Annotated in this window: 30 protein-coding genes; 29 read left to right on the top strand and 1 reads right to left on the bottom strand. The window is 59.8% G+C overall.

Features of this window, described 5'->3' with window-relative positions; translation table 11 throughout:
• Window positions 1-282 precede the first annotated feature (282 nt).
• The 25 genes from WG78_RS05090 (at window position 283) to WG78_RS04970 (ending at window position 18,352) form a co-directional block, all read left to right on the top strand.
• Window positions 283-1,092 carry an ABC transporter ATP-binding protein gene (locus tag WG78_RS05090; protein ID WP_053936720.1) on the top strand — a complete coding sequence of 270 codons (810 nt, stop codon included), beginning with the start codon at window positions 283-285 and terminating at the stop codon, window positions 1,090-1,092.
• Window positions 1,085-1,879 carry a lipid asymmetry maintenance ABC transporter permease subunit MlaE gene (gene mlaE, locus WG78_RS05085; RefSeq protein ID WP_053936719.1) on the top strand — a complete coding sequence of 265 codons (795 nt, stop codon included), beginning with the start codon at window positions 1,085-1,087 and terminating at the stop codon, window positions 1,877-1,879. Before WG78_RS05090 ends, mlaE begins: the two co-directional genes overlap by 8 nt.
• Complete coding sequence (gene mlaD, locus WG78_RS05080) at window positions 1,879-2,355, top strand: outer membrane lipid asymmetry maintenance protein MlaD (protein WP_053936718.1); 477 nt, start codon at window positions 1,879-1,881, stop codon at window positions 2,353-2,355. The genes mlaE and mlaD overlap by 1 nt, the downstream gene beginning before the upstream one ends.
• 14 nt (window positions 2,356-2,369) lie before the next feature.
• Window positions 2,370-3,011 carry an MlaC/ttg2D family ABC transporter substrate-binding protein gene (locus tag WG78_RS05075; RefSeq protein ID WP_236691987.1) on the top strand — a complete coding sequence of 214 codons (642 nt, stop codon included), beginning with the start codon at window positions 2,370-2,372 and terminating at the stop codon, window positions 3,009-3,011.
• Window positions 3,008-3,280, top strand: coding sequence for an STAS domain-containing protein (locus tag WG78_RS05070; protein ID WP_152969067.1), 273 nt, complete (start codon window positions 3,008-3,010; stop codon window positions 3,278-3,280). The genes WG78_RS05075 and WG78_RS05070 overlap by 4 nt, the downstream gene beginning before the upstream one ends.
• Window positions 3,281-3,471: 191 nt before the next feature.
• Window positions 3,472-4,413, top strand: a complete 942-nt coding sequence (locus tag WG78_RS05065; RefSeq protein WP_053936716.1) for an MlaA family lipoprotein — start codon at window positions 3,472-3,474, stop codon at window positions 4,411-4,413.
• A complete protein-coding gene (locus WG78_RS05060; RefSeq protein WP_053936715.1) occupies window positions 4,410-5,312 on the top strand; it encodes an ABC transporter ATP-binding protein in 903 nt (300 codons plus the stop codon). The genes WG78_RS05065 and WG78_RS05060 overlap by 4 nt, the downstream gene beginning before the upstream one ends.
• 111 nt (window positions 5,313-5,423) lie before the next feature.
• Entirely contained in the window at window positions 5,424-6,179 is a 756-nt protein-coding gene (locus WG78_RS05055) for an ABC transporter permease (RefSeq protein WP_053936714.1), read from the top strand.
• 16 nt (window positions 6,180-6,195) lie between these two features.
• Window positions 6,196-6,435 (top strand): BolA family protein, encoded by a 240-nt coding sequence (locus WG78_RS05050; RefSeq protein ID WP_053936713.1) that lies wholly within the window; start codon window positions 6,196-6,198, stop codon window positions 6,433-6,435.
• Window positions 6,432-6,608: a hypothetical protein gene (locus WG78_RS22645; RefSeq protein ID WP_161805070.1), complete on the top strand. Its 177-nt coding sequence runs from the start codon at window positions 6,432-6,434 to the stop codon at window positions 6,606-6,608. The genes WG78_RS05050 and WG78_RS22645 overlap by 4 nt, the downstream gene beginning before the upstream one ends.
• Before the next feature lie 92 nt (window positions 6,609-6,700).
• Entirely contained in the window at window positions 6,701-7,951 is a 1,251-nt protein-coding gene (murA, locus tag WG78_RS05040) for a UDP-N-acetylglucosamine 1-carboxyvinyltransferase (RefSeq protein WP_053936711.1), read from the top strand.
• On the top strand, window positions 7,948-8,358 hold the full coding sequence (locus WG78_RS05035) for a DUF4870 domain-containing protein (RefSeq protein ID WP_083458780.1): 411 nt from the start codon (window positions 7,948-7,950) through the stop codon (window positions 8,356-8,358). Before murA ends, WG78_RS05035 begins: the two co-directional genes overlap by 4 nt.
• 72 nt (window positions 8,359-8,430) lie before the next feature.
• Window positions 8,431-9,081, top strand: a complete 651-nt coding sequence (gene hisG, locus WG78_RS05030) for an ATP phosphoribosyltransferase (protein WP_053936709.1) — start codon at window positions 8,431-8,433, stop codon at window positions 9,079-9,081.
• Between the two features lie 132 nt (window positions 9,082-9,213).
• Complete coding sequence (hisD, locus tag WG78_RS05025) at window positions 9,214-10,512, top strand: histidinol dehydrogenase (protein ID WP_053936708.1); 1,299 nt, start codon at window positions 9,214-9,216, stop codon at window positions 10,510-10,512.
• Between the two features lie 41 nt (window positions 10,513-10,553).
• On the top strand, window positions 10,554-11,147 hold the full coding sequence (hisB, locus tag WG78_RS05020) for an imidazoleglycerol-phosphate dehydratase HisB (protein ID WP_053936707.1): 594 nt from the start codon (window positions 10,554-10,556) through the stop codon (window positions 11,145-11,147).
• A gap of 36 nt (window positions 11,148-11,183) precedes the next feature.
• A complete protein-coding gene (gene hisH / locus WG78_RS05015; RefSeq protein ID WP_053936706.1) occupies window positions 11,184-11,822 on the top strand; it encodes an imidazole glycerol phosphate synthase subunit HisH in 639 nt (212 codons plus the stop codon).
• A gap of 49 nt (window positions 11,823-11,871) precedes the next feature.
• Window positions 11,872-12,615 carry a 1-(5-phosphoribosyl)-5-[(5-phosphoribosylamino)methylideneamino]imidazole-4-carboxamide isomerase gene (gene hisA / locus WG78_RS05010; protein WP_053936705.1) on the top strand — a complete coding sequence of 248 codons (744 nt, stop codon included), beginning with the start codon at window positions 11,872-11,874 and terminating at the stop codon, window positions 12,613-12,615.
• A 122-nt stretch (window positions 12,616-12,737) separates the two neighbouring features.
• Window positions 12,738-13,505: an imidazole glycerol phosphate synthase subunit HisF gene (gene hisF, locus WG78_RS05005; RefSeq protein WP_053936704.1), complete on the top strand. Its 768-nt coding sequence runs from the start codon at window positions 12,738-12,740 to the stop codon at window positions 13,503-13,505.
• Entirely contained in the window at window positions 13,502-13,885 is a 384-nt protein-coding gene (gene hisI / locus WG78_RS05000) for a phosphoribosyl-AMP cyclohydrolase (RefSeq protein WP_053936703.1), read from the top strand. Before hisF ends, hisI begins: the two co-directional genes overlap by 4 nt.
• A gap of 241 nt (window positions 13,886-14,126) precedes the next feature.
• A complete protein-coding gene (locus WG78_RS04995) occupies window positions 14,127-14,456 on the top strand; it encodes a phosphoribosyl-ATP diphosphatase (protein ID WP_053936702.1) in 330 nt (109 codons plus the stop codon).
• A gap of 104 nt (window positions 14,457-14,560) precedes the next feature.
• The gene (locus tag WG78_RS04990) at window positions 14,561-14,917 is read left to right on the top strand and encodes a histidine triad nucleotide-binding protein (RefSeq protein WP_053936701.1); all 357 of its coding nucleotides are present in this window, start codon (window positions 14,561-14,563) and stop codon (window positions 14,915-14,917) included.
• A gap of 28 nt (window positions 14,918-14,945) precedes the next feature.
• Window positions 14,946-15,179 (top strand): Sec-independent protein translocase subunit TatA, encoded by a 234-nt coding sequence (tatA, locus tag WG78_RS04985; protein ID WP_053936700.1) that lies wholly within the window; start codon window positions 14,946-14,948, stop codon window positions 15,177-15,179.
• A 21-nt stretch (window positions 15,180-15,200) separates the two neighbouring features.
• Window positions 15,201-15,827, top strand: a complete 627-nt coding sequence (gene tatB / locus WG78_RS04980) for a Sec-independent protein translocase protein TatB (protein WP_053936699.1) — start codon at window positions 15,201-15,203, stop codon at window positions 15,825-15,827.
• Window positions 15,828-15,830: 3 nt separating this feature from the next.
• Window positions 15,831-16,583: a twin-arginine translocase subunit TatC gene (gene tatC, locus WG78_RS04975; RefSeq protein WP_053936698.1), complete on the top strand. Its 753-nt coding sequence runs from the start codon at window positions 15,831-15,833 to the stop codon at window positions 16,581-16,583.
• A complete protein-coding gene (locus WG78_RS04970) occupies window positions 16,580-18,352 on the top strand; it encodes a PglL family O-oligosaccharyltransferase (RefSeq protein WP_053936697.1) in 1,773 nt (590 codons plus the stop codon). The genes tatC and WG78_RS04970 overlap by 4 nt, the downstream gene beginning before the upstream one ends.
• A gap of 94 nt (window positions 18,353-18,446) precedes the next feature.
• Here the strand turns inward: WG78_RS04970 and WG78_RS04965 are convergent, their stop codons facing one another.
• Complete coding sequence (locus WG78_RS04965) at window positions 18,447-19,022, bottom strand: flavodoxin family protein (RefSeq protein WP_053936696.1); 576 nt, start codon at window positions 19,020-19,022, stop codon at window positions 18,447-18,449.
• 365 nt (window positions 19,023-19,387) lie between these two features.
• On the opposite strand from WG78_RS04965, the gene WG78_RS04960 reads away from it, so the two are divergent.
• The 4 genes from WG78_RS04960 to WG78_RS23300 are packed head-to-tail and all read left to right on the top strand — an operon-like array spanning window position 19,388 to window position 24,356.
• Entirely contained in the window at window positions 19,388-19,753 is a 366-nt protein-coding gene (locus tag WG78_RS04960; RefSeq protein WP_053936695.1) for a response regulator, read from the top strand.
• On the top strand, window positions 19,746-21,902 hold the full coding sequence (locus tag WG78_RS04955; protein WP_236691986.1) for a chemotaxis protein CheA: 2,157 nt from the start codon (window positions 19,746-19,748) through the stop codon (window positions 21,900-21,902). The genes WG78_RS04960 and WG78_RS04955 overlap by 8 nt, the downstream gene beginning before the upstream one ends.
• A gap of 13 nt (window positions 21,903-21,915) precedes the next feature.
• Window positions 21,916-22,407 (top strand): chemotaxis protein CheW, encoded by a 492-nt coding sequence (locus tag WG78_RS04950; RefSeq protein WP_053937014.1) that lies wholly within the window; start codon window positions 21,916-21,918, stop codon window positions 22,405-22,407.
• 53 nt (window positions 22,408-22,460) lie between these two features.
• A complete protein-coding gene (locus WG78_RS23300; RefSeq protein WP_053936693.1) occupies window positions 22,461-24,356 on the top strand; it encodes a methyl-accepting chemotaxis protein in 1,896 nt (631 codons plus the stop codon).
• Window positions 24,357-24,391: the final 35 nt, after the last annotated feature.

The following is a 24,391-nucleotide window of genomic DNA, read 5'->3' as shown; positions in this document are numbered from 1 at the left end:
GGCCGACTGACCAAAAGTGTGAATCCTACCAGGACTTGCATGGGGCCTCGCATCTGGCCGCAGCCAGGGCAATCTCGAAGCCCCAGAAACTAAATCCCTTCAACCCCCGAAATGTTGATGCGAGTCATGCTGACAAATTCCTATATTTGTCTGAATTACACCTGTCAAATGAGAACGAATTGGTGCCACCGATCTTCCATGACAATGTCTTGGACTGGCGGCACGGCGGCTTTCCTCCTAAAATAGCCGTCTTTGTACTGACCAGTCTAAACCGGCATATTCATGTCCACTCCGCTTGTTCAGCTCGACCAGGTGCGCTTTGGCTACGGCGACCACGATATCCTCAGCGATCTCTCGCTGACGGTGCAGCGTGGCCAGGTCGTCGCCATCATGGGCGGCTCCGGTTCGGGCAAGACCACCCTGCTACGCCTGATTGGCGGCCAGTTGCGCGCGCGCGCCGGCCGTGTGCTGGTGGATGGCGCCGACGTGGGCGGCATGAACGAAACCGCGCTGTATGACATGCGCCGCAAGCTGGGCATGCTGTTTCAGTTTGGCGCGTTGTTTACCGATCTTTCGGTGTTCGACAACGTGGCGTTTCCGTTGCGCGAACGGGCAAAGCTGCCCGAATCGATCATCCGCGATCTGGTGCTGATGAAACTGCACGCCGTTGGTCTGCGCGGAGCGGCCAATCTGATGCCCTTTGAATTGTCCGGGGGCATGGCGCGACGCGTGGCGCTGGCGCGGGCCATCGCGCTGGACCCGATGCTGATGTTGTACGACGAGCCTTTTACCGGGCTGGATCCGATTTCGCTGGCCACCATCGGCCAACTGATCCGCGAACTGAACGACGCACTGGGTGCGGCATCGATTGTGGTGACGCACGATGTGGCCGAATCGCTGTCGCTGGTGGATTACGTTTATTTTATGGCGGACGGCAAAGTGATCGCGCAGGGCACGCCGGATGAAGTGCGCGCCTCCGATCATCCGTTCGTGAAGCAATTTATTAATGGCGAGCCCGACGGCCCGCTGCCTTTCCATAAACCAGCGGCGCCTTACGCCCAGGAACTGGGGCTGGAGATCGTCCGTGCGTGAGCGGTTTATTGCGTTTTTTTCGGGGCTGGGCCACCCGTTTACCGGCGCCCTGATCAAGCTGGGCTTTGCCACGCGGTTTTTTCTGGCGCTGCTGCGGCACTCGCCGATGGCGTTTATCCGGTTCCGCCTCACCATCCGCGAAATCTGGTTTGCGGGCGTTTTGTCCGTGCTGATTATCGCGGTGTCCGGCTTGTTTATCGGCATGGTGCTGGCATTGCAGGGCTACGACACACTGGTACGCTTTGGCGCATCGTCCTCGCTGGGCATTCTGGTGGCGCTATCGCTGGTGCGCGAACTGGGCCCGGTGGTGGGCGCGTTGTTGTTTGCCAGCCGCGCCGGTTCGGCCATTACCGCCGAGATTGGCCTGATGAAAGCGGCCGAGCAGTTGTCCGCGATGGAAATGATGGCCGTCAACCCGATGGCGCGCGTGATTGCGCCGCGCTTCTGGGGGGGCGTGATTTCGATGCCGTTGCTGGCGGCGATGTTCAGCGTGATGGGCATCTTTGGCGGCTATCTGGTGGGTGTGCAGTTGCTGGGGCTTGATCCGGGCAACTTCTGGTCGCAAATGCAGGGCACGGTGGATTTGCGCTTTGACGTCATGAATGGCGTCATCAAAAGCGTGTTTTTTGGTATCGCTGTGTCGTTGATCGCGGTGTTTGAAGGCTTTGACGCGCCGCCGACCCCCGAAGGGGTTTCAGGCGCCACCACCCGCACGGTGGTGACGTCGGCTTTGGTTATTCTTGGTCTGGACGTAATCCTGACCGCATTCATGTTCCGGGGTATTTGATGAAACGTGGAATGATCGACTTCTGGGTCGGGTTGTTCGTTGCTGCCGGTATCGCGGCCATTCTGTTTTTGGCGCTGCGCGTCAGCAGCGCCAGCAGCCTGCCCGCACGCTCCACCTACACCCTGACCGCCAACTTTGAAAATATCGGTGGTCTTAAAGTACGCGCGCCGGTTAAAAGCGCAGGTGTGGTGGTGGGGCGTGTCACGAGTATCGACCTCGACACACAACGTTATGTGGCTCGTGTCACCATGGCCATGGACAAACACTATGAATTCAGCCGCGATTCTTCGGCTGAAATTCTGACTTCAGGCATTCTGGGTGAGCAGTACATCGGCATCACCCCCGGCGCGGACAACAAGATGCTGGCGCAAGGCAGCACCTTCAAACTGACCTCGTCCGCCATCGTGCTCGAACAATTGATCAGCCGCTTCCTGTTTAGCAAAGCAGAAGACGGCAGCAGCAATACTGAAAAATAGACGGAGAAATCTCAATGATGTTGTTTAAACAATGGCTGGTGGCGCTGGTTGCAGTTGCCCTGCTGCCGACCGCTTTTGCAGTGAATACGACCACTGACGCGCCCGACGCCATCGTGCGTGGCGTCAGCAAGGACGTGCTGGATATCATTAACAAGAACGACAAAGACCAGGCCAAAGTGCGCGAGCAAGCCGATGCGCGCATGCTGCCGCTGGCTGACTTCAACCGCATGACCACGCTCGCTGTGGGCCGTTACTGGAAGAGCGCCACGCCCGACCAGCAAGCCGCACTGACCAAAGAATTCCGCACCATGCTGGTCCGCACCTACCTGACCGCGCTGACCGTGTATAAAGGCGCGCAGGTTAACGTGAAGGGCACGCGCCCGGGCGATTCGGCCGACGAGCAAACCGTGCAGACCGAAGTCAGCCTGCCGGGCCAGAAGCCGGTCGCGCTGGATTTCTACTTTGAAAAAACCGATTCGGGCTGGAAAGTGTTCGACATCGCGGTGGAAGGCATCAGCTTTATCAACAGCCACCGCAACCAGTTCGCCACCGTGATTCGTAAAGACGGTATTGATGGCCTGATCAAACAACTGGCGGCTGGCAATGCCAATTCGCCCGCGGCCAGCACCGCTGCCGCCAAAGGCGCCAGCAAGTGAGTAACGCAACCATGACCCCGCAGGGCGGCATCACCATGGAAAACGCGGGCGGGCAACTGCACGCAATCCAGTGGCCCGCCAGCGGAGACGTGGTGATCGACCTGGCCCAGGTGGGCGCGGTTGATTCGGCGGCGGTGTCGGTGCTGTTGCACTGGCAACGCGAAGCCAGGCGGCGGCAACTGCGGCTGCAATTGGCCCATGTGCCGCTGGCGCTGCAAGAACTGATCCGGCTGTATGGCGTGCAAACGCTGTTGCCGGCCAGTGCCTGAACCCATGCTTGTTAACAAAACCCCGTGCGCCGGGGTTTTGTTTATTGGTTTTTATTGAATTTGCCCCATCTTGTCTGCGCGGGGCGGGCCGGAAAAGCGCTTGCGCCTCCTCCGATCTGGCGAGATAAGCCAGAAGAAAACCACATACAATTCAGCTGTATCCAACCTGTTGCCCACTGAGATCCGCACCGATGCGCCGTCTGATCCTGATTGCTGCCCTGTTACTGTCGGCTTGTGCCACGCCGCAGAACAACTATGACCCGCTTGAGAAAGTAAACCGGGGTATTTTCGTCGTTAACAACGTGGTTGATCACACGCTGGTCCGTCCCGTTGCCGTGTTCTACAACGACTTCACGCCGCAGCCCATCAAACAGGGCACCACCAATTTCTTCGGCAATATCGATGATCTGTTCTCCAGCGTGGGTTCGCTGCTGCAGGGCAAGTTTACCGAGACCGCCAAGACGCTGGGCCGGGTGGCGGTCAACACCACCATCGGTGTGTTCGGTATCTTTGACTGGGCCTCCAACATGAACCTGCCCAAGCCCGATGAGGATATCGGCCAGGCGTTCGGTTCCTGGGGGATCGGCACCGGTCCGTATCTGATGCTGCCGCTGCTGGGCCCGTCCGATCTGCGTGATGTGGTGGACCCGACCGTGCGCGCCTTTGCCGGCCCGATTACCTGGTTTGATGTCGATACCGGCTGGAAGATTGCCTATGCCGCGGTGGACGGCGTCAACATGCGCGCCCAGGTGCTGCCGCTGGATGCGATGATCGAATCGCAACCGGATCCGTACGCTTATATCCGCGATGCCTATCTGCAACGCCGCTGGTACAAGGTGTATGACGGCAACGCGCCGCATCCGCTGAAGATGGGCGAAGACCTGGACGACGATGCGGATGATCCAGGCCCGACGCCGTCGGCCAAGCCCGCCGCAGACGCCAGCCAACCCGCCGCCGCCAACACCCCGGCCAGCGCGCCAGCCGCAGCGGTCAGCGCGGCTACGCCCGCTGCCGCAACTGCCAGCGACGCCGCCGCTGCGCCTTCCCCGGTGGCCGTAGCCGATGCCACCGCTGCGACGGCGCCGGTGGCAGCGCCTGCTGTGGATGCCTCGGCCGCCGGAGCCGCGCAGTGAGCGCCATCGAGTTCAACCAGGTCGTCAAGCATTACGGCCAGTTCCAGGCGCTGAAGTCGGTCAGTTTTAATGTGGAAGAAGGCGACTTCTTTGCGCTGCTGGGCCCCAACGGCGCAGGCAAAACCACGCTGATTTCCATCCTGGGCGGTCTGGCGCATGCCACGTCGGGTGCGGTGCGCATCATGGGCCACGATGTGGCCACCGATTACCGCAATGCGCGCCGCGCTGTCGGCATCGTGCCGCAAGAACTGGTGTTCGATCCGTTTTTTAACGTGCGCGAAACGCTGCAGTTTCAGTCCGGCTATTTTGGCCTGAAAAAAAACGACGACTGGATTGATGAAATCCTCGCCAGCCTGGGCCTGACCGACAAGGCGCACAGCAATATGCGCGCGCTGTCGGGCGGCATGAAACGCCGGGTAATGGTAGCGCAGGCGCTGGTGCACAAGCCGCCCGTCATCGTGCTGGATGAGCCCACCGCGGGCGTCGATGTCGAACTGCGGCAGACGCTGTGGCAGTTTATTCGTCGGCTTAATCAGCAAGGCTCCACCATCGTGCTGACCACGCACTATCTGGAAGAAGCCGAAGAGCTGTGCAATCGCATCGCCATGCTCAAACAAGGCCAGCTGATTGCGCTGGAAGACAAAGCCACGCTGCTGAACAAAGGCAAGTCGCGCACGCTGCGCATCAAGTTGCTGGACGGCACGCTGCCCGCCAGCCTGCAGCCCTTGGTGATTACGCAAGCGGGCCAGCAATATGACCTCAAGCTGAGCGATGTGGCCGCGCTCGACGATTTGCTGGCGCAGATCAAGCAAGCGGGCGTAACGCTGCGCGATATCGAGGTCAACAAGCCCGATCTCGAAGATATCTTCGTCGAAACCATGCACGGCACTGCCGCCTGAACCTGGATTGCGCCACTCACCGCGCCGGTGGGTGGCCAGCCAGGCTATCATTGCACGCCATATGCGCCACTGCGCGCCCACACCTGATCAGAACAAGCAGATACGACCCCGATGCAAGGCTTTCAAACCCTTTTTTATAAAGAGCTATTGCGCTTCTGGAAAGTCAGTTTCCAGACCGTGCTGGCGCCGATCCTGACCGCGTCTTTGTATCTGCTGATTTTTGCGCATGTGCTGGACAGCCATGTGCAGCCGTATCCGGGCGTGCGCTATACCGCGTTCCTGATTCCTGGCCTCGCCATGATGTCGATGCTGCAGAACGCGTTTTCCAACACCAGCTCGTCCATCATCCAGTCCAAGATCACCGGCAATCTGGTGTTTATCCTGCTGCCGCCGTTATCGCATCTCGAATTCTTTGCCGCCTATGTGCTGGCCGCCGTGGTGCGTGGCATCATCGTCGGCCTGGGCGTGTTGCTGGTCACGCTGGTGTTTGCGATTCCACCGGTGCAGCATCCGCTGTGGGTGCTGGTATTTGCGCTGATGGGCTGTGCCGCCATGGCCATCCTGGGCCTGATCGCCGGCATCTGGGCCGACAAGTTTGATCAGCTGGCCGCGTTCCAGAATTTTTTGATCATGCCGCTGACGTTTTTGTCGGGCGTGTTCTACTCCATTCATAGCCTGCCGCCGTTCTGGCAGGCCGTGTCCAACTGGAACCCGGTGTTCTACATCATCGATGGTTTCCGCTTCGGATTCTTTGGCGTGGCCGATGTTTCGCCCTGGCTGGCGCTGTCGGTCAGCGGTGCGGCGCTGTTTGCGCTCGCCTTGCTGGGCTATCAGCTGATAAAATCCGGTTACAAATTAAGGCACTAGAGAAAGCTTCTTCGTCATGACCCCTGAGCAAGTACAAACCCTGATCACCGACCGTCTGTCCGCCACCGCCTGTGAAGTCAACGGCGATGGCGCACATTTCTATGCCCGCATCGCCTCGCCGCGCTTTGACGGCCTGGGCTTGCTGGCCCGCCACCGCCTGGTTAAAGACGCCCTCAAGGACGTGATCGATTCGGGCGAACTGCACGCGCTGTCGCTCGAAAAAACCCTCACCCCCGCCGAATGGGCTGCGCGGTGAGCGACAACAAACGTTTCAGCCTTGATGCCATCGATGACAACAAGGCGGCGCTGGAAGCGGCAAAAAACAACGACAAAGGCTCGCGCGATCATTCGATGCAGAAGATCGTGGCGTTAACCAATCTGCCGTTTTTGATTGCCGTGGTGGCGTATTTGCTGTGGAAATTTCTGTAAGCTCTTTATTTTTCGCTGCGTAACTTCCCATCGGGGCCGATGGGCGCAGTGCTTGCCTTAACCGTTTTTTGCCGGGTCGCGACAGTAACATCATGGATAAACTCAAAATCACCGGTGGCCGCCCACTCAATGGCGAAATCACCATCTCTGGCGCCAAGAACGCCGCCCTGCCGATCCTGTGCGCCAGCCTGCTGACCGCCGACACGCTGCGCCTGACCAATGTGCCCCAACTGCGTGACGTCAAGACCACGCAAAAGCTGCTGCAAGGCATGGGCGTGCGCGTCATGACCGACAACGTGCACGAGTTCGAAATCACCGCCAACGCGGTTAACGAACTGTGCGCGCCGTACGATCTGGTCAAGACCATGCGCGCTTCGATCCTGGTGCTGGGCCCCACGCTGGCCCGCTTTGGCGAAGCGCAGGTGTCGTTGCCCGGTGGCTGTGCCATTGGCGCACGTCCGGTGGATCAGCACATCAAAGGCTTGCAGGCGATGGGCGCACAAATCGTCATCGAGCATGGCTACGTCAAAGCCCAAGGCAAGCTGAAGGGCGCGCGCATCGTCACTGATATGGTCACCGTCACCGGTACCGAAAACCTGATGATGGCGGCCGTGCTGGCCGAAGGCGTCACCACTATCGAAAACGCCGCGCGCGAACCCGAAGTGGTGGATCTGGCTGAATGCCTGATCGCCATGGGCGCGAAAATCAGCGGCCACGGCACCGATACCATCTCGATTGAAGGCGTAAAAGAACTGCATGGCGCCACGCACGCCGTGGTGCCCGATCGCATCGAAACCGGCACCTTTTTGTGCGCCGCCGCTGCCGCGCAAGGCCGGGTGGTATTGCGCAATACCCGCGCCAATATCCTCGAAGCCGTGCTCGACAAGTTGCGCGAAGCCGGTGCCTATATCGAAGCCGGTGACGACTGGATTGCGCTGGACATGAAACAACGCGCCAAGGCCGTCAACGTACGCACGCTGCCCTATCCGGCTTTCCCGACCGACATGCAGGCCCAGTTCATGATGTTGAACTGCATTGCGGAAGGCACCAGCGTGATGACCGAAACCATCTTTGAAAACCGCTTTATGCACGCGCCGGAACTAACGCGCATGGGCGCCAATATCGCCACCGAAGGCAACACCGCCGTGGTGCAAGGCGTGAGCAAATTGTCGGGCGCGACCGTAATGGCCACTGATTTGCGCGCGTCGGCTTCGCTGGTGATCGCGGGCCTGGTGGCGGAAGGCGAAACCATCGTTGATCGCATCTATCACCTGGACCGCGGCTACGAACATATCGAAGCCAAGCTCGGTGGTGTGGGCGCGCAGATCGAGCGCATCTCGTGAGTTTGTTTACGCTGAATCCCAAGCCAGCGGCGGAAGACAGCGACGGCAAACTGCCGCCGCCATCGCAGCTGGAAAAAGGCTTTGCCGTCATCGCCCATCTATCTGGCCTGTGCTGGTTGCCGATGGTGCCGATTCAGGTGCTGGCTTTGGTGATTCCGTTTGTGATTCTGCAATTTGCGCGTGTGCATTCCGAATTTGTCGAACAGCACGCCGCGCAGGCCGCCAATTTCCAGTTGCTGATGGCGTGCTTTTATATCGTGGCGCTGCTGCTGACCGCTGCCACGCATAGCCCGATTCCGCTCTGGTGGGTGGGTATCGGCTCCAGCCTGTTTGCATTGTGGGAAGGCGCCAAAGCCATCAATGGCTGGCCGTCGCGGTATCCCGTGTCGATCCGGCTGTTTAAATAACAGACAGCCAGGCCGGGCGTTAACGCCTCTTCATCAACATTCCAGGCCCGCGCGCTGCGGGTGGACCAGAACATGATCACCATTGCGTTATCCAAAGGCCGCATTTTTGAAGAAACCCTGCCCTTGCTGGCCGCTGCGGGCATCGTGCCCAGCGAAGCGCCGGAAAGCTCGCGCAAGCTGATCATCGGCACCAACCGTGACGATGTGCGCCTGATTATCGTGCGCGCCACCGACGTGCCGACCTATGTGCAATACGGCGCGGCTGATCTGGGCGTGGCGGGCAAGGATGTGCTGCTGGAACACGGCGGCGCGGGCGTGTATCAACCGCTGGATCTGGAGATTGCCAAATGCAGCCTGATGGTGGCCGTGCAGCAAGGTTTTGATTATCTGGGCGCGGTGCAGCAAGGCGCGCGTCTGCGTGTGGCCACCAAATACACCGATTGCGCGCGCGAACACTTTGCTGGCAAAGGCGTGCACATTGATCTGATCAAGCTGTATGGCTCGATGGAACTGGCCCCGCTGGTCGGTCTGGCCGATTGCATTGTTGATCTGGTGTCCACCGGTGGCACACTCAAGGCCAACAATCTGGTGGCCGTCGAACACGTGCGTGATATTAGCTCGCGCCTGATCGTCAACCAGGCCGCGCTGAAGCTCAAACACGACCAGCTGCAACCGATCATCGATACCTTTGCCGCCACCGTGGCGGCGCGACACCATTCCTGACCTCATCCCCGGCCCTGATTGCGCCCACGCCCACCGCGCCGGCGCAATCAGGCCTCGCAAAGAACCGTTACCCCGGCACTGTGCCGCATCGGTATAATCGTTTTCCCCAGGTATCTAACCGGACCTTCGAACATGCTCCGCCGTCTTGATTCCCGCGCCGCCGAATTCCGTAGCCAGTTGCAAGATCTGCTGGCCTTTGAAACCTCGCAAGACCCCGAAGTGGATGCGCGCGTCGCTGCCATCCTCGACGACGTCAAACACCGTGGCGATGCGGCGCTGATCGAGTACACGCAACGCTTTGATGGCGTTGACACCAACAGCATGGCGCAGCTCGAAATCACGCAAGAACAACTGCAAGAGGCGTTCGAGCGCCTGTTGCCGCAGCAAAAAGACGCGCTGCAAGCGGCCGCCGCCCGGGTGCGCCGCTATCACGAACACCAAAAAGCCAGCTCGTGGCAATACACCGACGAAGACGGCACGCTGCTGGGGCAGCAAGTTACGCCGCTGGATCGCGTCGGCATTTACGTGCCGGGCGGCAAGGCGTCGTACCCGTCGTCCGTGCTGATGAATGCCATCCCCGCGCATGTGGCCGGGGTCCCCGAAATCATCATGGTGGTGCCCACCCCGCGTGGCGAACGCAATGATCTGGTGCTGGCCGCCGCCTATATCGCCGGTGTAACCCGCGTGTTTACGCTGGGTGGCGCGCAAGCGGTGGGCGCCTTGGCCTATGGCACCCAAACCGTGCCGCAAGTCGACAAGATTACCGGCCCGGGCAATGCCTATGTGGCGGCCGCCAAGCGCCGCGTATTCGGCATCGTCGGCATCGATATGGTGGCGGGCCCGTCCGAGATTCTGGTGATCTGTGATGGCAGCACCGACCCGGACTGGATTGCCATGGACCTGTTCTCGCAGGCCGAGCACGACGAAATCGCCCAGGCCATTCTGCTGTGCCCCGATGCCGCTTTTATCGAACAAGTGGCCGCCAGCATCGAGCGCCAACTGCCCGAAATGCCGCGCGCCGACATCATCCGTGCCAGCCTGACCGGCCGCGGCGCGCTGATCCAGGTGAAAGACCTGCAGGAAGCCTGCGACATCGCCAACTGGATTGCGCCGGAGCATCTGGAATTGTCGGTGGAACATCCGCAAATCTGGTTGCCCGAACTGAAGCATGCTGGCGCCATCTTCCTGGGCAAGTTCACCTCGGAAGCGCTGGGCGATTATTGCGCCGGCCCCAACCATGTGTTGCCAACCGCGCGCACCGCACGCTTTGCCAGCCCGCTGGGCGTTTATGATTTCCAGAAGCGCACCAGCCTGATCCAGGTATCGGCCGCTGGCGCGCAAACGCTGGGCCGCATCGCCAGCACGCTGGCGCATGGCGAAGGGTTGCAAGCGCACGCGCGTTCGGCTGAATATCGCCTCGACGAAAAATAAAAACATCCAATCAACGACTTGTATCCCTGAAGAGACTCGCAATGCGGCAAGCCCAGGTCACGCGTAATACGCTCGAAACCCAGATCACGGTCTCCATCAATCTGGATGGCACCGGCACATCGAAGTTCGATACCGGCGTTCCGTTTCTGGAACACATGATGGATCAGATCGCCCGCCATGGTCTGATCGACCTCGATATCGTGGCCAAAGGTGATCTGCATATCGACGCGCACCATACCGTCGAAGATGTGGGCATCACGCTGGGCCAGGCGCTGGCCAAGGCGCTGGGCGACAAGAAAGGCATCCGTCGCTACGGCCATGCCTATGTGCCGCTGGATGAAGCGCTGTCGCGCGTGGTGATTGATCTGTCGGGCCGGCCGGGGCTGGAATACGGTGTCACCTATACCCGTGCAGCCATCGGCGGCTTTGATGTCGATCTGTTTGGCGAGTTTTTCCGCGGCTTTGTTAACCACGCTGCCGTCACCTTGCATATCGACAATCTGAAAGGCCAGAATGCGCATCATCAGGCCGAGACCATCTTCAAAGCCTTTGGCCGCGCGCTGCGTATGGCCATTGAGCACGATGACCGTATGGCGGGCGTAACCCCGTCCACCAAGGGCACGCTGGTCGGCTAAGCCGCACCAGCCCGCTTCTTAACAACGGGAACAGTTATGCGAATCGCGATTGTGGATTACGGCATGGGCAACCTGCACTCCGTAACCAAAGCGTTGGAACACGTGGCGGGTGATGCCGATATCGTGCTGACCGATGACCCGCTGGTGGTCGAGGCCGCCGATAAAGTGGTGTTCCCCGGTCAGGGCGCCATGCCCGACTGTATGCGCTATCTGCAAAACAGCGGGTTGGAAGACGCAGTGCGCGACGCCGCCAGCCACAAGCCGTTTCTGGGCATTTGCGTGGGCGCTCAACTGCTGTTTGACCATAGCGAAGAAGGCGATACCAACGGCATGGGCATCTTTGCCGGTGACGTGGTGCGCTTTCCCAAAGCTGCCATGGTGGATGAGCACGGCCAGAAGCTGAAAGTGCCGCACATGGGCTGGAACCAGATGATGATCAAGCGCGATCACCCGCTGTGGGCCGGTATTCCCGATCTGGATCGCTTTTATTTTGTGCATAGCTATCACTTTCGGCCCAGCGATGACATCACGGTGATCGAAAGCGCTTATCCTTACCGTTTTGCCGCCGCGGTGGCGCGCGATAATATTTTCGCGATCCAGTGCCACCCGGAAAAAAGCCATCATGCCGGGCTGCAGTTGCTTAAAAATTTCGTACACTGGGATGGTCGTCCGTAATCCGGCGCTGTCACACCTAATAACCTGACTTCATTGAAGTTTTTGCATCATGCTGATTATTCCTGCTATTGATTTGAAAGACGGCCACTGCGTACGCCTGCGCCAGGGCTTGATGGAAGACGCCACCGTATTCTCGGAAGAACCCGCCGCAATGGCGCGCCACTGGCTGGATGCCGGCGGCCGTCGTCTGCATCTGGTTGATCTGAACGGCGCGTTTGCCGGCAAGCCCAAAAACCTGGACGCCATTAAAGGCATCCTGCGCGAAGTCGACGGTCAGGTGCCGGTGCAACTGGGTGGCGGTATCCGCGATCTGGACACCATCGAGCGTTATCTGGATGCCGGTATCGATTACGTGATCATCGGCACCGCCGCGGTCAAGATTCCGGGCTTTCTGCACGAAGCGTGCGATGCGTTTCCGGGCCATATCATCGTCGGTCTGGATGCCAAGGATGGCTTTGTTGCCACCGATGGCTGGTCCAAGATCACCGAGCACGATGTGATTGATCTGGCGCGCCGCTTCCAGGATTACGGCGTCGAGAGTGTGATCTACACCGATATCGGCCGCGACGGCATGCTCAGCGGCGTCAATATCGAAGCCACGGTCAAGCTGGCGCAAGCGCTGACGATCCCCGTGATTGCTTCGGGCGGCCTGACCAATCTCGACGACGTGCGCGCACTGTGTGCAGTAGAGAGCGAAGGCATCGAAGGTGTGATTACCGGCCGCGCCATTTACGAAGGCACCATCGACTTTGCCGCCGCGCAGCAAGTGGCGGACGAATCGATTGCAGCTTAAGCGCGCTGCCAGCACGCTGATCAGGTTGTAAAGCTGGACCGGGCCCTGTGCCCGGTTCTGTCCGTTTCGCGCGGCGTATACGCCCCGCATCATTCGTTGTTCAAGCCCAGGCCTGCCACACCATGCCCTTAGCCAAACGCATTATTCCCTGTCTTGATGTCACCGCTGGCCGCGTGGTCAAAGGGGTCAATTTTACGGAACTGCGCGACGCCGGTGATCCGGTAGAAATCGCCAAACGCTATGACGACCAGGGCGCGGACGAGCTGACGTTTCTGGACATCACCGCGTCCTCGGACGACCGCGATCTGATCCTGCATGTGATCGAAGCGGTGGCGTCGCAAGTGTTTATTCCGCTCACCGTCGGCGGTGGCGTGCGCAAGGTGGACGATGTGCGCCGTCTGCTCAACGCCGGCGCGGACAAGATCAGCATCAACACCACGGCCGTGCTTAATCCGCAGGTGGTTAAAGAAGCGGCCGACAAGTTTGGCAGCCAGGCCATCGTGGTGGCCATCGACGCCAAATCAGTCACGCCCGACAACAGCCGCTGGGAAATCTTTACGCATGGCGGGCGTCAGGCCACCGGGCTGGATGCGGTGGAATGGGCCATCAAGATGCAAGCGCTGGGCGCGGGCGAAATCCTGCTGACCAGCATGGACCGCGACGGCACCCGTATCGGCTTTAACTTGCCGCTGACGCGCGCGATCTCGGACGCAGTGGATATCCCGGTGATCGCCTCGGGCGGCGTGGGCAATCTGCAGCATCTGGTGGAAGGCGTGAGCGAAGGCCATGCCGATGCCGTGCTGGCTGCGTCGATTTTCCACTTTGGCGAATACACGGTGCGCCAGGCCAAAGAAGCCATGCGCGACGCCGGCATTGAGGTGCGCCTGTGAGCTGGCTAGATGAAATCCATTTTGACGGCAACGGTCTGGTGCCGGTGATTGCCCAGGATGCCGAAACCGGCCGCGTGCTGATGTTTGCCTTTGCCAACCGCGAGGCGGTCGAGCTTTCGGCCGCGAAGCTCACGGCGCATTACTGGACACGTTCGCGCCAGAAGCTGTGGCACAAAGGCGAAGAGTCTGGCCACGTGCAGCACATCAAGGAAATCCGCCTGGATTGCGATGGCGACGTGCTGATTTATCTCATCCATCAGGATGGCGGCATTGCGTGCCACACTGGGCGCGAAAGCTGTTTTTTCCGCCGCCTTGAGGGCGATCAATGGCAGACAGTCGACGCCGTGCTAAAAGACCCCAGCGAAATCTACCGAGCCTGAACCCAGGAAATCATAGGGTGGGTCTAGACCCACCCACCAAAGCCGCTAGCGAGCCGCTTTGCGCCCGCTATTTGCCATTGCCGATTTGGTTAACACTTTCAAGAACGTGGTTCGCCCGGTTTGCAGATTTTGTTCACGGCTTTGAGTGGTGGGTCCAGACCCACCCTATGCGCGGCATCAGTCACGCGCAAGCAACGATTTCCACCCTATAATTCGCTTTTTGCTTTCTGGAACCGCACACATGGTCTCCGCCGATATTCTTGAACGCCTGGATCGCACGCTCAGCGAGCGCCGCAGCGCGGACCCGTCCACGTCGTACGTGGCCAGGCTGTTTCATAAAGGGCAAGAAGCTATCCTGAAAAAGGTGGGCGAAGAAGCCGTCGAAACCATCATGGCCGCCAAAGACAACGACCGCCTGCATCTGGTGCGCGAGGTGGCGGATTTGTGGTTTCACACGCTGGTGTTGCTCAAGCACGAAGGCCTGAGCCATGAAGATGTGCTGGCCGAACTGGCGCGGCGCGAAGGCATTTCGGGCATTGAAGAAAAAGCCTCTCGTCCGAAGGAAGATTGAGGCATCGGCCGCGTTGAACTTTGCCATTTATCTCTGCCGAACTACAGATAAACAGCAAGCTCAGGCGCGATGACCGGCAACGCGTCTATAAACTGGAGAACACAATGAGCGATTGCCTGTTTTGCAAGCTCGCCAACGGCGAAATCCCGACGCAAAAACTGTACGAAGACGAACACATGGTCGCCTTCAACGATATTCATCCGGTGGCCGATGTGCATTTTCTGATTGTGCCGAAACTGCATCTCGATTCGCTGGCGCATACCGATGCGTCGCACGAAGCGCTGCTGGGCAAGATGCTGCTGCAAGCGCCGAAACTGGCGGCGCAGCAGGGTTTGAAAGACGGTTTCCGGACTGTCATCAATACGGGCAAAGGCGGGGGGCAGACTTTCTTCCACCTGCATATCCATGTCTTTGGCGGCGCGGGCCTGAATCCGCATATCGCTGAAGTCACCACCCAATGAGCGGCAATGCGCCGCAGGGAGCAATGAAATGGGTTCTTTGAGTATCTGGCATTGGCTGATTGTTCTGGCCGTCGTGGTGTTGATTTTTGGCACCAAAAAACTGCGCAACGTGGGCAATGACCTGGGCTCGGCCGTGAAGGGCTTCAAGGAAGGCATGGCCAGCGAAGACAAACCGGCCGTGCCGCCGCAAGTCACCGCCACCAAGACCACCGACCTCGAAAGCGGCCGCGTGATCGACACCGCCGAGCGCGACAAACGCTAACCCCGCAAGGATCGCTACGCCGTGTTTGATATCAGCCTGGGCGAACTGGCCGTGATCGGCGCCGTTTCACTGGTGGTGATCGGCCCCGAAAAACTGCCAAAAGTGGCGCGTACCGTGGGTATGCTGATCGGCCGCGCCCAGCGTTTTACCGCCAATGTCAAAGCCGACCTCGACCGCGAAATCGCTCAAGGCGAGCTGGCCAAGCTAGAGGCCGAAATGCGCGCGCAGGGCAACGATTTGCGCAACAGCATCGCGCAGCCGTTTGTGGATGCCAAAGCCGCGTTGGTCGATAGCACCGCTGACGCCAAAGCGGCCTTGCTGGAGCCGACGCCAGAGCCCCAAGTGGCCGCACTGGAGCGTGCGCCAATCACGCCGGTGGCGGCTGCGGCCACCGCGTTGTCACCCGAAGAAGAAGAGCGCAAGCATCACGCCGAAGCCAATGGACTGCCTTATGTGCCGCTGGCGCAAGGCCAGGCGTTGGTGCCACCGCCTGCGCCCGCAGCCTTGGTCACGCCACCGCTGGCAGACGCTTTGCCGCAGGCGCATATCCCGGAATACGCACCGCCCGTGGATGAGCGCCAGCTTGATCTGTTTGCTGCCCCCTCCTCCGCGCCTGCCGCAGGCGCCAACTCGCGAGATCGCCGCTAACTTATGCAGCAGACCGATTTTCAGCCACTTCTGGTTCATCTGATCGAGCTGCGCACCCGGCTTGTCCGTGCCGGCATCGGCTTTTTGCTTGCATTTGCCGTCTGCTTTTATTTTTCCGGGCAGATTTACGACTTTATGGTCTACCCGCTCACCTCGGTATTGCCGGGGCAAAAGCTGGTGTCGATCGGCATTGCCTCACCGTTTCTGGTGCAGATGAAAATGGCGGCCATGGCCGCTTTTGTAGTCTCGTTGCCCAGCACGCTGTATCAGGCCTGGGCTTTTGTGGCGCCTGGCCTGTATGTGCACGAAAAGAAAATGGTGCTGCCGCTGATTGTGTCGTCCACCGTGCTGTTTTTCTGCGGCATGGCGTTCGCCTATTACGTGGTGTTCAAAACCGTGTTCGGTTTTCTGTCGTCGCATGCGCCGGCTTCGATGACGTGGCTGCCCGATTCCGATCAGTACCTCAGCTTCATCCTCGGCATGTTCCTGTCGTTTGGCGTGACCTTTGAAGTGCCGGTGGCGATTGTGCTGCTGGTGTGGATTGGCGTGGTGACTGTCGAAAAACTGCGCAGCTGGCGCCCGTATGTGATTGTCGGCTCGTTTGTGGTGGCGGCCGTCATCACCCCGCCTGATGCGTTGTCGCAATGTATGCTGGCCATCCCGTTATGGCTGCTGTTTGAAGTGGGTTGCGTGGTGGCAGGCTGGACCGGCCGCCGCAAAGTACCCGATGCCCAATCTGACCCATTAGAAGAATGAAACATTACTCGCTGCGTGTTTATCAGGCCCTGCTGTTCTTGCTGGCCGCCGTCCCTTGCGGCATTCCCTACCGTTATCCTCCCAACCCGGTTTTTCCGTCCGAACTGGCGGCCTACGGATTCTGTGGCCTGCTGATTCTGGCGGCGGCGCTGCTGCCCGCCCAACCGGCGCACAAGCGCACCGGCTTGCCGTTGATGAGCCTGCCGTGGTTTTTGCTGGCCGCCGTACTGGCCATCCAGGTGGTGGTGCTGCCGCTGTATTACTGGTCGGAGCGCACCATTCCGCTGGCGTACCTGATCGGCGCGGGCCTGACCGTATGGAGCCTGGCACGCGCCCGGGACGAATTTACGCTGCAACCGCTGGCCGAAGCCTTGGCGTGGGGCTTGCTGGTGGGCGCGTTGTTCAATTCGGGCACCGCCGTGCCGCAGGTTATCCAGGTCATCAAGAACGGCTCGGGCCTGGTGTTTGGCAACATCGGCCAGAAGAATATGTACGGCCACTATCTGACGTGGGGCATCGCCGCCGCCGCGTGGCTGATGGCGGATCGCAAATTGCCGGTGTGGTCGTGGGCGCTGCTGGTGAGCTGGCTGGCGCTGTCGACGGCCTGGTGCGGTTCGCGTTCCATCCTGGTGTATATCTGCGTGTGGATTGTATTTGGCGGCGTGTTGTTTGCCAGCACGCGCGGGCTTAATCGCCGCTTTGCCGGTTTCCTGCTGGCCTCGGCCGCGCTGATGCTGGCCATGCAGTTTATCGCGCCGCTGATCAGCGAAATCATCCAGTCATTCGAGCACGCCAAAAACGCGGTCCCCACCGGCTTGTCGCGCCTCGATTCCAACGGCGCACGCCGCCTGGTGGAATGGCACAAAGCCTGGACCGTGTTTACCGAACACCCGATCCTGGGCATCGGTTGGGGCGCCTATGGCGCGGAAAGCGTACGTCTGCAGGTGATCCCGGCGTTTGCGCGCGTTGAAGAAAGCGTGCTGTTCACCCATTGCCACAACTCGCTGCTTAACCTGATGGCCGAAACCGGCATCATCGGCACCGGTGTGGTGGTCGCCCCCATCCTGATGGCGTTTGGTGCGTTGTGGCGGCGTCGGCACGATGCGGTCACGGTATTTGCCGCGTCGCTGGTGCTGGTGTCCATCCTGCATAGCCTGGTCGAATACCCGCTGTGGTACTTCCACTTTTTCGGCCCGTTTGCCGTGATGTTGTTCTTCCTGTTTGATGCCACGCCGTTTGGCGAAGACAGCACCGCGCTGCGCCGGACCGTCGCCATCGCGGCTGGCGCGCTGGTATTTGCGCTGGGCATTGCAGGTACGCATTACTACATCAAGCTGTATCCGATTATGGATACGTCGTCACGCGCTGGCGAAAACGCCCGCCGCATGAAGCTGCTGGAAGAACTGCGCGAGAATCCGCTGGTGGATTATTTTGCCGAATTCGGCCTGTCCAACTTTGTCACCGCGTCGCGGTCCGATATTGGCTGGAAGCTGGGCCTGGTCAGCCGTCTGAACGCGGTGCATCCGTACCCGGGCCAGTTGTCGGACGAATCCATCATGTTGGCGCTGCAAGGCAAAGACATGGCGCTGGCGCACACGCGCATGCGCCAGGCCGTGTTTGCCTTCCCGGAAAGCCTCGGTTACTTCCGCAATGAGGTCAGCAAATATCCCACCGAGCCCAATGTGCAGTTGTTGATGCGCGATGTGGAAGATGGCGAAGTCATGTTTGGCAAGCGGGCGTATAACCCGGATGACGACAGCGACGAATAAACCGTCACTCGCCGCTCTCGCCTTAACCAAAAAAAGCGCGTCGCCCCAACAGGGCCACGCGCTTTTTTGTTGCACTCAAGCAGCAGCTCAGTATTTAGCCGCGGGTTTTCTGCGCGTAATCCGCCACGCGCGCGCCATAGATCTTTGCGGTTTCCAGATCGCCGGGCAGCGGGCCTTCTTCAGGCGACCCATCCGATGGCGATTGCGCCAGCGCGCCGGCAAAGCCCGCCAGATAGTTGATGTCGTTGCGCGTGGCCGCCTTGGTATTGGCGGGCATCAGGCCAGTGCCGATCCAGATCATGCCTTGCTGCTGCGACAGCGTGAAGAAATAGGTCAGCGTCGAGCCTTTGTCGCCATTCATGCTGGCCGAATTGGTAAAGCCGCCAGCCACTTTGTCCTTCCACTTGCCGCCAAACCACGGTTTGGAAGACGCATCGGCAAATTTCTTGAATTGCCAGGATGGGCCGCCCATATAGGTGGGCGAGCCAAACAGGATGGCATCGGCGGCATCCAGCGCGGCCCACACCTCTTCGCCCAGATTGCCCTCGGCATCAATGGCGTACAGCGTTGCTTCTACCCCCGCCACACTGGCCGCCCCGGCATGGATTGCCTCAGCCTGCTTTTTGGTATGCCCGTAACCACTGTGATAAACCACTGCCACTTTAGCCATGCTGTTGTCCTCGTAGGTTGTCTGGAAAGATGCGGTTCATTATGGCCGCTGATGCCAGCCCGGCAAGTGCTGATTCCTGAGCAAGTCATTCAGTACGCTTGAACATGCCTTGCGGATGCAGCCGCATAGGGTTGCTTTTGCGCCACAACCGACGAACGGTTTTTATCTGCCAGTACCGTTCAGACGCGCTGTAAGGCGGCTCCAATCAGCAGATGCTGATAAATGCTGTGTTTGCAGGGTCCCGGTACATTTCACAGCACCGACCAACCTTACAAACAGGCTGGGAGGGGCCCTGGTTATTTAAAAACCGTCCAGCTCCGACAATCTGCTCCGTGTTCAACAAACCCAAACCCGGAGCCCTCATCATGAGCAAAACCATTCTGGCAGTGGACGATTCGCCCTCCATCCGTCAACTGGTGGGCTTTACGCTGCGTAACGCGGGCTACACCGTGACCGAAGCGCCGGATGGCAAAGCCGCGCTCGATCTGGCGCGTAAAGGCAAGTTCGATCTGATCTTTACCGACGTCAACATGCCGGGCCTGGATGGCATCGAACTGACGCGCAGTGTGCGTGCGCTGCCGGGCTGGGCGGGCACCCCGATTCTGATTCTGACCACCGAAGCCAGCGACGAAATGAAGCAAAAAGGCAAAGCCGCGGGCGCGACCGGCTGGTTGGTTAAACCGTTTGATCCGGCCAAGCTGCTGGCCGCTGTTAGCCGTGTGATTGGCTAAGACGATGGCCGCCTCGGGTCTCGATCAATTTCTTGGCGTCTTTCTCGACGAAGCCGATGAGCATCTGGCCACCGTCGAAACGCTGCTGCTCGGGCTGGAAAACCAGCAACCGGACGCAGAAGACCAGAACGCCATTTTCCGGGCAGCGCACTCCATCAAGGGTGGCGCTGCAACCTTTGGCTTGCCCGACGTGGCCGAGCTGACGCACGAAGTCGAATCGTTGCTGGACGAAGTGCGTCATGGCGAGCGCGCGTTGGATCGCGTGTTGTTTGAACTGGTTTTAGAAGCGGTCGACGTCATCAAATTGATGCTGAGCGATTACCGCCAGCATGGCCGCTGCCTGGCGCCGCATGGCGTGATGCTGTTGCCGCGCCTGCGTGATCTGCTCGGCAACGCCGTGGCCGACGCGCCGGTAGTGCGTGCCAACGCTCAGGACGAAAGCCCCACCCGTTGCACCCTGGTGGCGCCAGCGGGTGAAAGCGTCGACATCATTGCTTTGCTCGAATTACTCGGTGATTTCCGCGACAGCCGTTTGCTGCCGCCGGATAACCCCGACCAGCCGATCGTGATTGATTGCGCCACTGCCGCCGACGCCAGCCGTTTGCAAGGCGTGCTGGCGCGTGAATTGCGCGGCTGCACCATCATCCTGACGCCGCTGACCGCTGCGCAGGTGGCTGATGACGAAGGCTTTGGCTTGTTTGATGACGAACCGGTGCGCGACATTCTGGACGACGGTTTCGGCCTGTTCGACGACGAACCCACCGCCCCGGCCGATGTACTGACCGACGCTGATTTCGGTCTGTTTGACAGCGAACCCGTTGTGGCCAGCAACGCCATGCCGGTGCCCGCAGCTGAAACCCCGTTTGCCGGCTTTGGCCTGTTTGAACCCGCGCCGCCCAAGCCGGTGGCGCAAAAAGTATCTGAGACCGTGCGTGCCGCTGAAACCCGCGCCGCCGAAACCATTCGCGTTAACGTCGACAAGGTCGACCAGCTGCTCAACCTGATTGGCGAGCTGGTCATTACCCAATCGATGCTGGCGCAGTACTCCAGCGAACTCGACCCGACGCGCCACGAGCGTTTGTTGGCCGGTGTCGAGCAACTGCAACGCAATAGCCGTGATCTGCAAGAGTCGGTGATGGCGATCCGCATGTTGCCGGTGTCGAATATTTTCAGTCGCTTTCCGCGGCTGGTGCGCGAAACCGCCACGCGTCTGGACAAGAAAGTCACGCTGAAGCTGGTGGGCGAAAGCACTGAAATCGACAAAGGCTTTATCGAGAAGCTGGCCGACCCGCTGACGCATTTGATCCGCAACAGCCTCGACCATGGCGTGGAAACCCCGGCACATCGCCTGCAATGCGGCAAACCGGAAACCGCCACGCTGACCTTGCGGGCGTTCCATCAAGGCGGCCATATCGTCATTCAGGTGATTGATGACGGCGCCGGTCTGGACCGCGCCCGCATTCTGGCCAAGGCCAAAGAACGTAATTTGCCGGCCCATGACGGCATGCATGACGAAGAAGTGTGGAACCTGATTTTTGAGCCGGGTTTCTCCACCGCCGCCACGGTCAACGATCTGTCGGGCCGCGGCGTGGGCATGGATGTGGTCCGTCGCAACATCCAGCAAATGGGTGGCCGCGTGGATATCCAGTCGTGCTCGGGCATCGGCACCACGATTTCGCTGTATCTGCCGCTAACGCTGGCGATTCTGGATGGCATGGCGGTCGAAGTGGCCGGCGAAACCTACATCGTGCCGCTGACCTATATCGCCGAATCGCTGCAACCGCGCGAACAGGACATCAAGCAGGTCAGCGGCAAGGGTTGTTTGCTGCAGATCCGCGAAAACTATGTACCGCTGGCCAGTCTGGCCGAGCTGCTGGGCACCGTACCGGGCAAGCCGCATGCGCATGAAGGCCTGTGCATGGTGCTGCAGAACGATGACCGCCAGCTGGCTGTGTGTGTCGATGATCTGCTGGGCCAGCACCAGGTGGTCATCAAGAGCCTGGAAGCCAATTACCGCAAAGTGCCGTATATCAGCGGCGCCACGATTATGGGCGATGGCCGGGTGGCGCTGATCCTTGATGTTGAATCGTTATTCCGTACTGGTCGTTCGGTCAGCACGGACCCCCATGCCAGCACGCTGGCGGCTTGAAGGACTGACCGAAATGACTAACGCAACCACCACTTATGGCGCCGCCTGGTCGGCCAGCGACGAATATCTGATCTTTGCGCTGGGCCAGGAAGAATACGGCCTGGATATCCACAAGGTGCAGGAAATCCGCGGCTATGACGCCGTAACCCGCATCGCCAATACGCCCGACTTTATTAAAGGCGTGATCAATCTGCGCGGCACCATCGCCCCCATCGTCGACTTGCGCATCAAGTTTGGCCTGGGCGAAGTGCGCTACGACGACTTTACCGTGGTCATCATCCTGAACGTGGCCGACCGTGTGATCGGCATCGTGGTGGATGGGGTCTCGGATGTCACCACGTTGCCGGAATCCAGTATCAGCGCCATGCCTACCCTCGGCGCCAGCATCGACCAGCGGTTTCTGGTGGGGCTGGGCACGCTGGACGAGCGCATGGTCATCCTGCTGGACATCGAACGTCTGATGACCAGCGACGAAATGCAGTTAGTGGAACCGGCTGCTGCCTGATTCCCGTTTATCTATCTCAATCATTTTTTAAATCTGAATCTGGAGCAGCCAACATGGGTCTGTTTAATCGTCAAGCCGAAGTCCGCGCCGACCAACTCGCCAACGTCATCATGGCCATGGCCGATGGCAACTTTGATCAACCGCTGAACGCGGGCACGGATGCCACCAACACCCGCGTTTATGATGCGCTGCGTCGCCTGCAAGGTACGCTGCGCGACCAACGCGCCGAAGCGCGTCAAACCGAAGAACTGGAAGGCGCCCTGCGCGGCATGATCCAGAAGCATCAGGATGGCTGGATTGATGAAGTCATCGCCACCAACCGCTTTAGCGGCACCCACAGCCGCATCGCCGGCGACATCAACGAACTGGTGGCCGCGCATATTGCCGTCAAGATGAAAGTGGTGGACGTGGTCACCGCTTATGCTCAGGGCGATTTCAGCCGGCCGATGGACCGTTTGCCGGGCAAGAAAGCGCAGATCACCGAAGCCATCGACAAGGTGCAACGCGGTCTGGAAGAAGCCGACCAGGCCACCAAAGAAGCCAACGATATTCTGGCAGGCATGGCGCAGGGCGACCTGAGCCGTCGCATGCATGGCAGCTATCATGGCCGCTTCCTCGACCTGACCAGCAGCATCAACGCCGTCGGCGACAGCATGAGCGAGATCATTGAAGAAATGCGCCATATGTCCGCCGAACACGAAAAAGGCGATATCGATGTGCAAATCAACGCCGACCGCTTCCAGGGCGCATATCGCACCATGGCGCAAGGTGTAAACGAGATGGTCGGCGCGCATATCTCGGTCAAGAAAAAAGCCATGGCGGTGATCAAGGCATTTGGCGAAGGCGATTTCAACGCGCCGATGGAACAACTGCCGGGCAAGAAAGCGTTTATCAACCAGACCATCGAACAAGTGCGCACCAATCTGCAGGCGCTGAACGCCGATGTGGTGATGCTGAACGAAGCCGCCGCGGCCGGCCTGATTGAAACGCGTGCCGATGTCAGCCGCCATCAAGGCGACTTTGCCCGCATCGTGCAAGGCATGAACCAGACGCTGGAAACGCTGGTGGAACCGATCATCACCGTTAAAGGCGCGGCCGGCATGGTCAACAGCGCCGCGCGTGAAATCGCCGCAGGCAATAACAACCTGTCGCGTCGTACCGAAGAACAAGCCGCATCGCTGGAAGAAACCGCCGCCAGCGTGGAAGAACTGACCGCCACCGTGAAGCAGAATGCCGCCAATGCGCAGCAAGCCAGCCAGTTGGCGTCGGAAGCCAGCGTGGTGGCCGACAAGGGTGGCGCGGTAGTCAACAAGGTGGTGTCGACCATGGCGTCGATCGACGAAAGCTCGCGCAAAGTGGTCGAAATTATCAGCGTGATTGATGGCATCGCTTTCCAGACCAACATCCTGGCGCTGAACGCCGCGGTGGAAGCAGCGCGGGCCGGTGAGCAAGGTCGTGGCTTTGCCGTGGTTGCGGGTGAAGTGCGTAACCTGGCGCAACGTTCGGCCGCCGCCGCCAAAGAAATCAAGGGTCTGATTTCGGATTCGGTGGGCAAGGTGTCGGATGGTACGCGTCTGGTGGAAGAAGCCGGCCACACCATGACCGAGATCGTGAGCTCGATCAACCGCGTCAACAGCATCATGACCTCGATCGCTGATGCCTCGGCCGAACAAAGCTGCGGTATCGACCAGATCAATGTGGCCGTCACGCAAATGGACAGCATGACGCAGCAAAACGCCGCGATGGTGGAACAAGCCGCCGCCGCTGCCGAAAGCCTGCAAGATCAGGCCGCCGCGCTGGAAATGGCTGTGGCTTCGTTCAAGCTGGGCCGCGAGGCGCAAGCCGATGCGCCGCGCCGCGCCGAAGTGATTGCGCTGGGTGCGCGCCGGGTTTCCGGTGGTCGCGGCACCGCGGTGCAAATGGCGGATGGCGAGTGGCAGCAGTATTAATCCAGTGATACACAGCCGGGCCGCATTGCGGTCTG

The sequence above is a fragment of the Amantichitinum ursilacus genome, assembly GCF_001294205.1.
GTDB lineage: Bacteria > Pseudomonadota > Gammaproteobacteria > Burkholderiales > Chitinibacteraceae > Amantichitinum > Amantichitinum ursilacus.
Note: the sequence above shows the minus strand (reverse complement) of the source record. Positions and strands in the feature narration are given on the sequence as shown.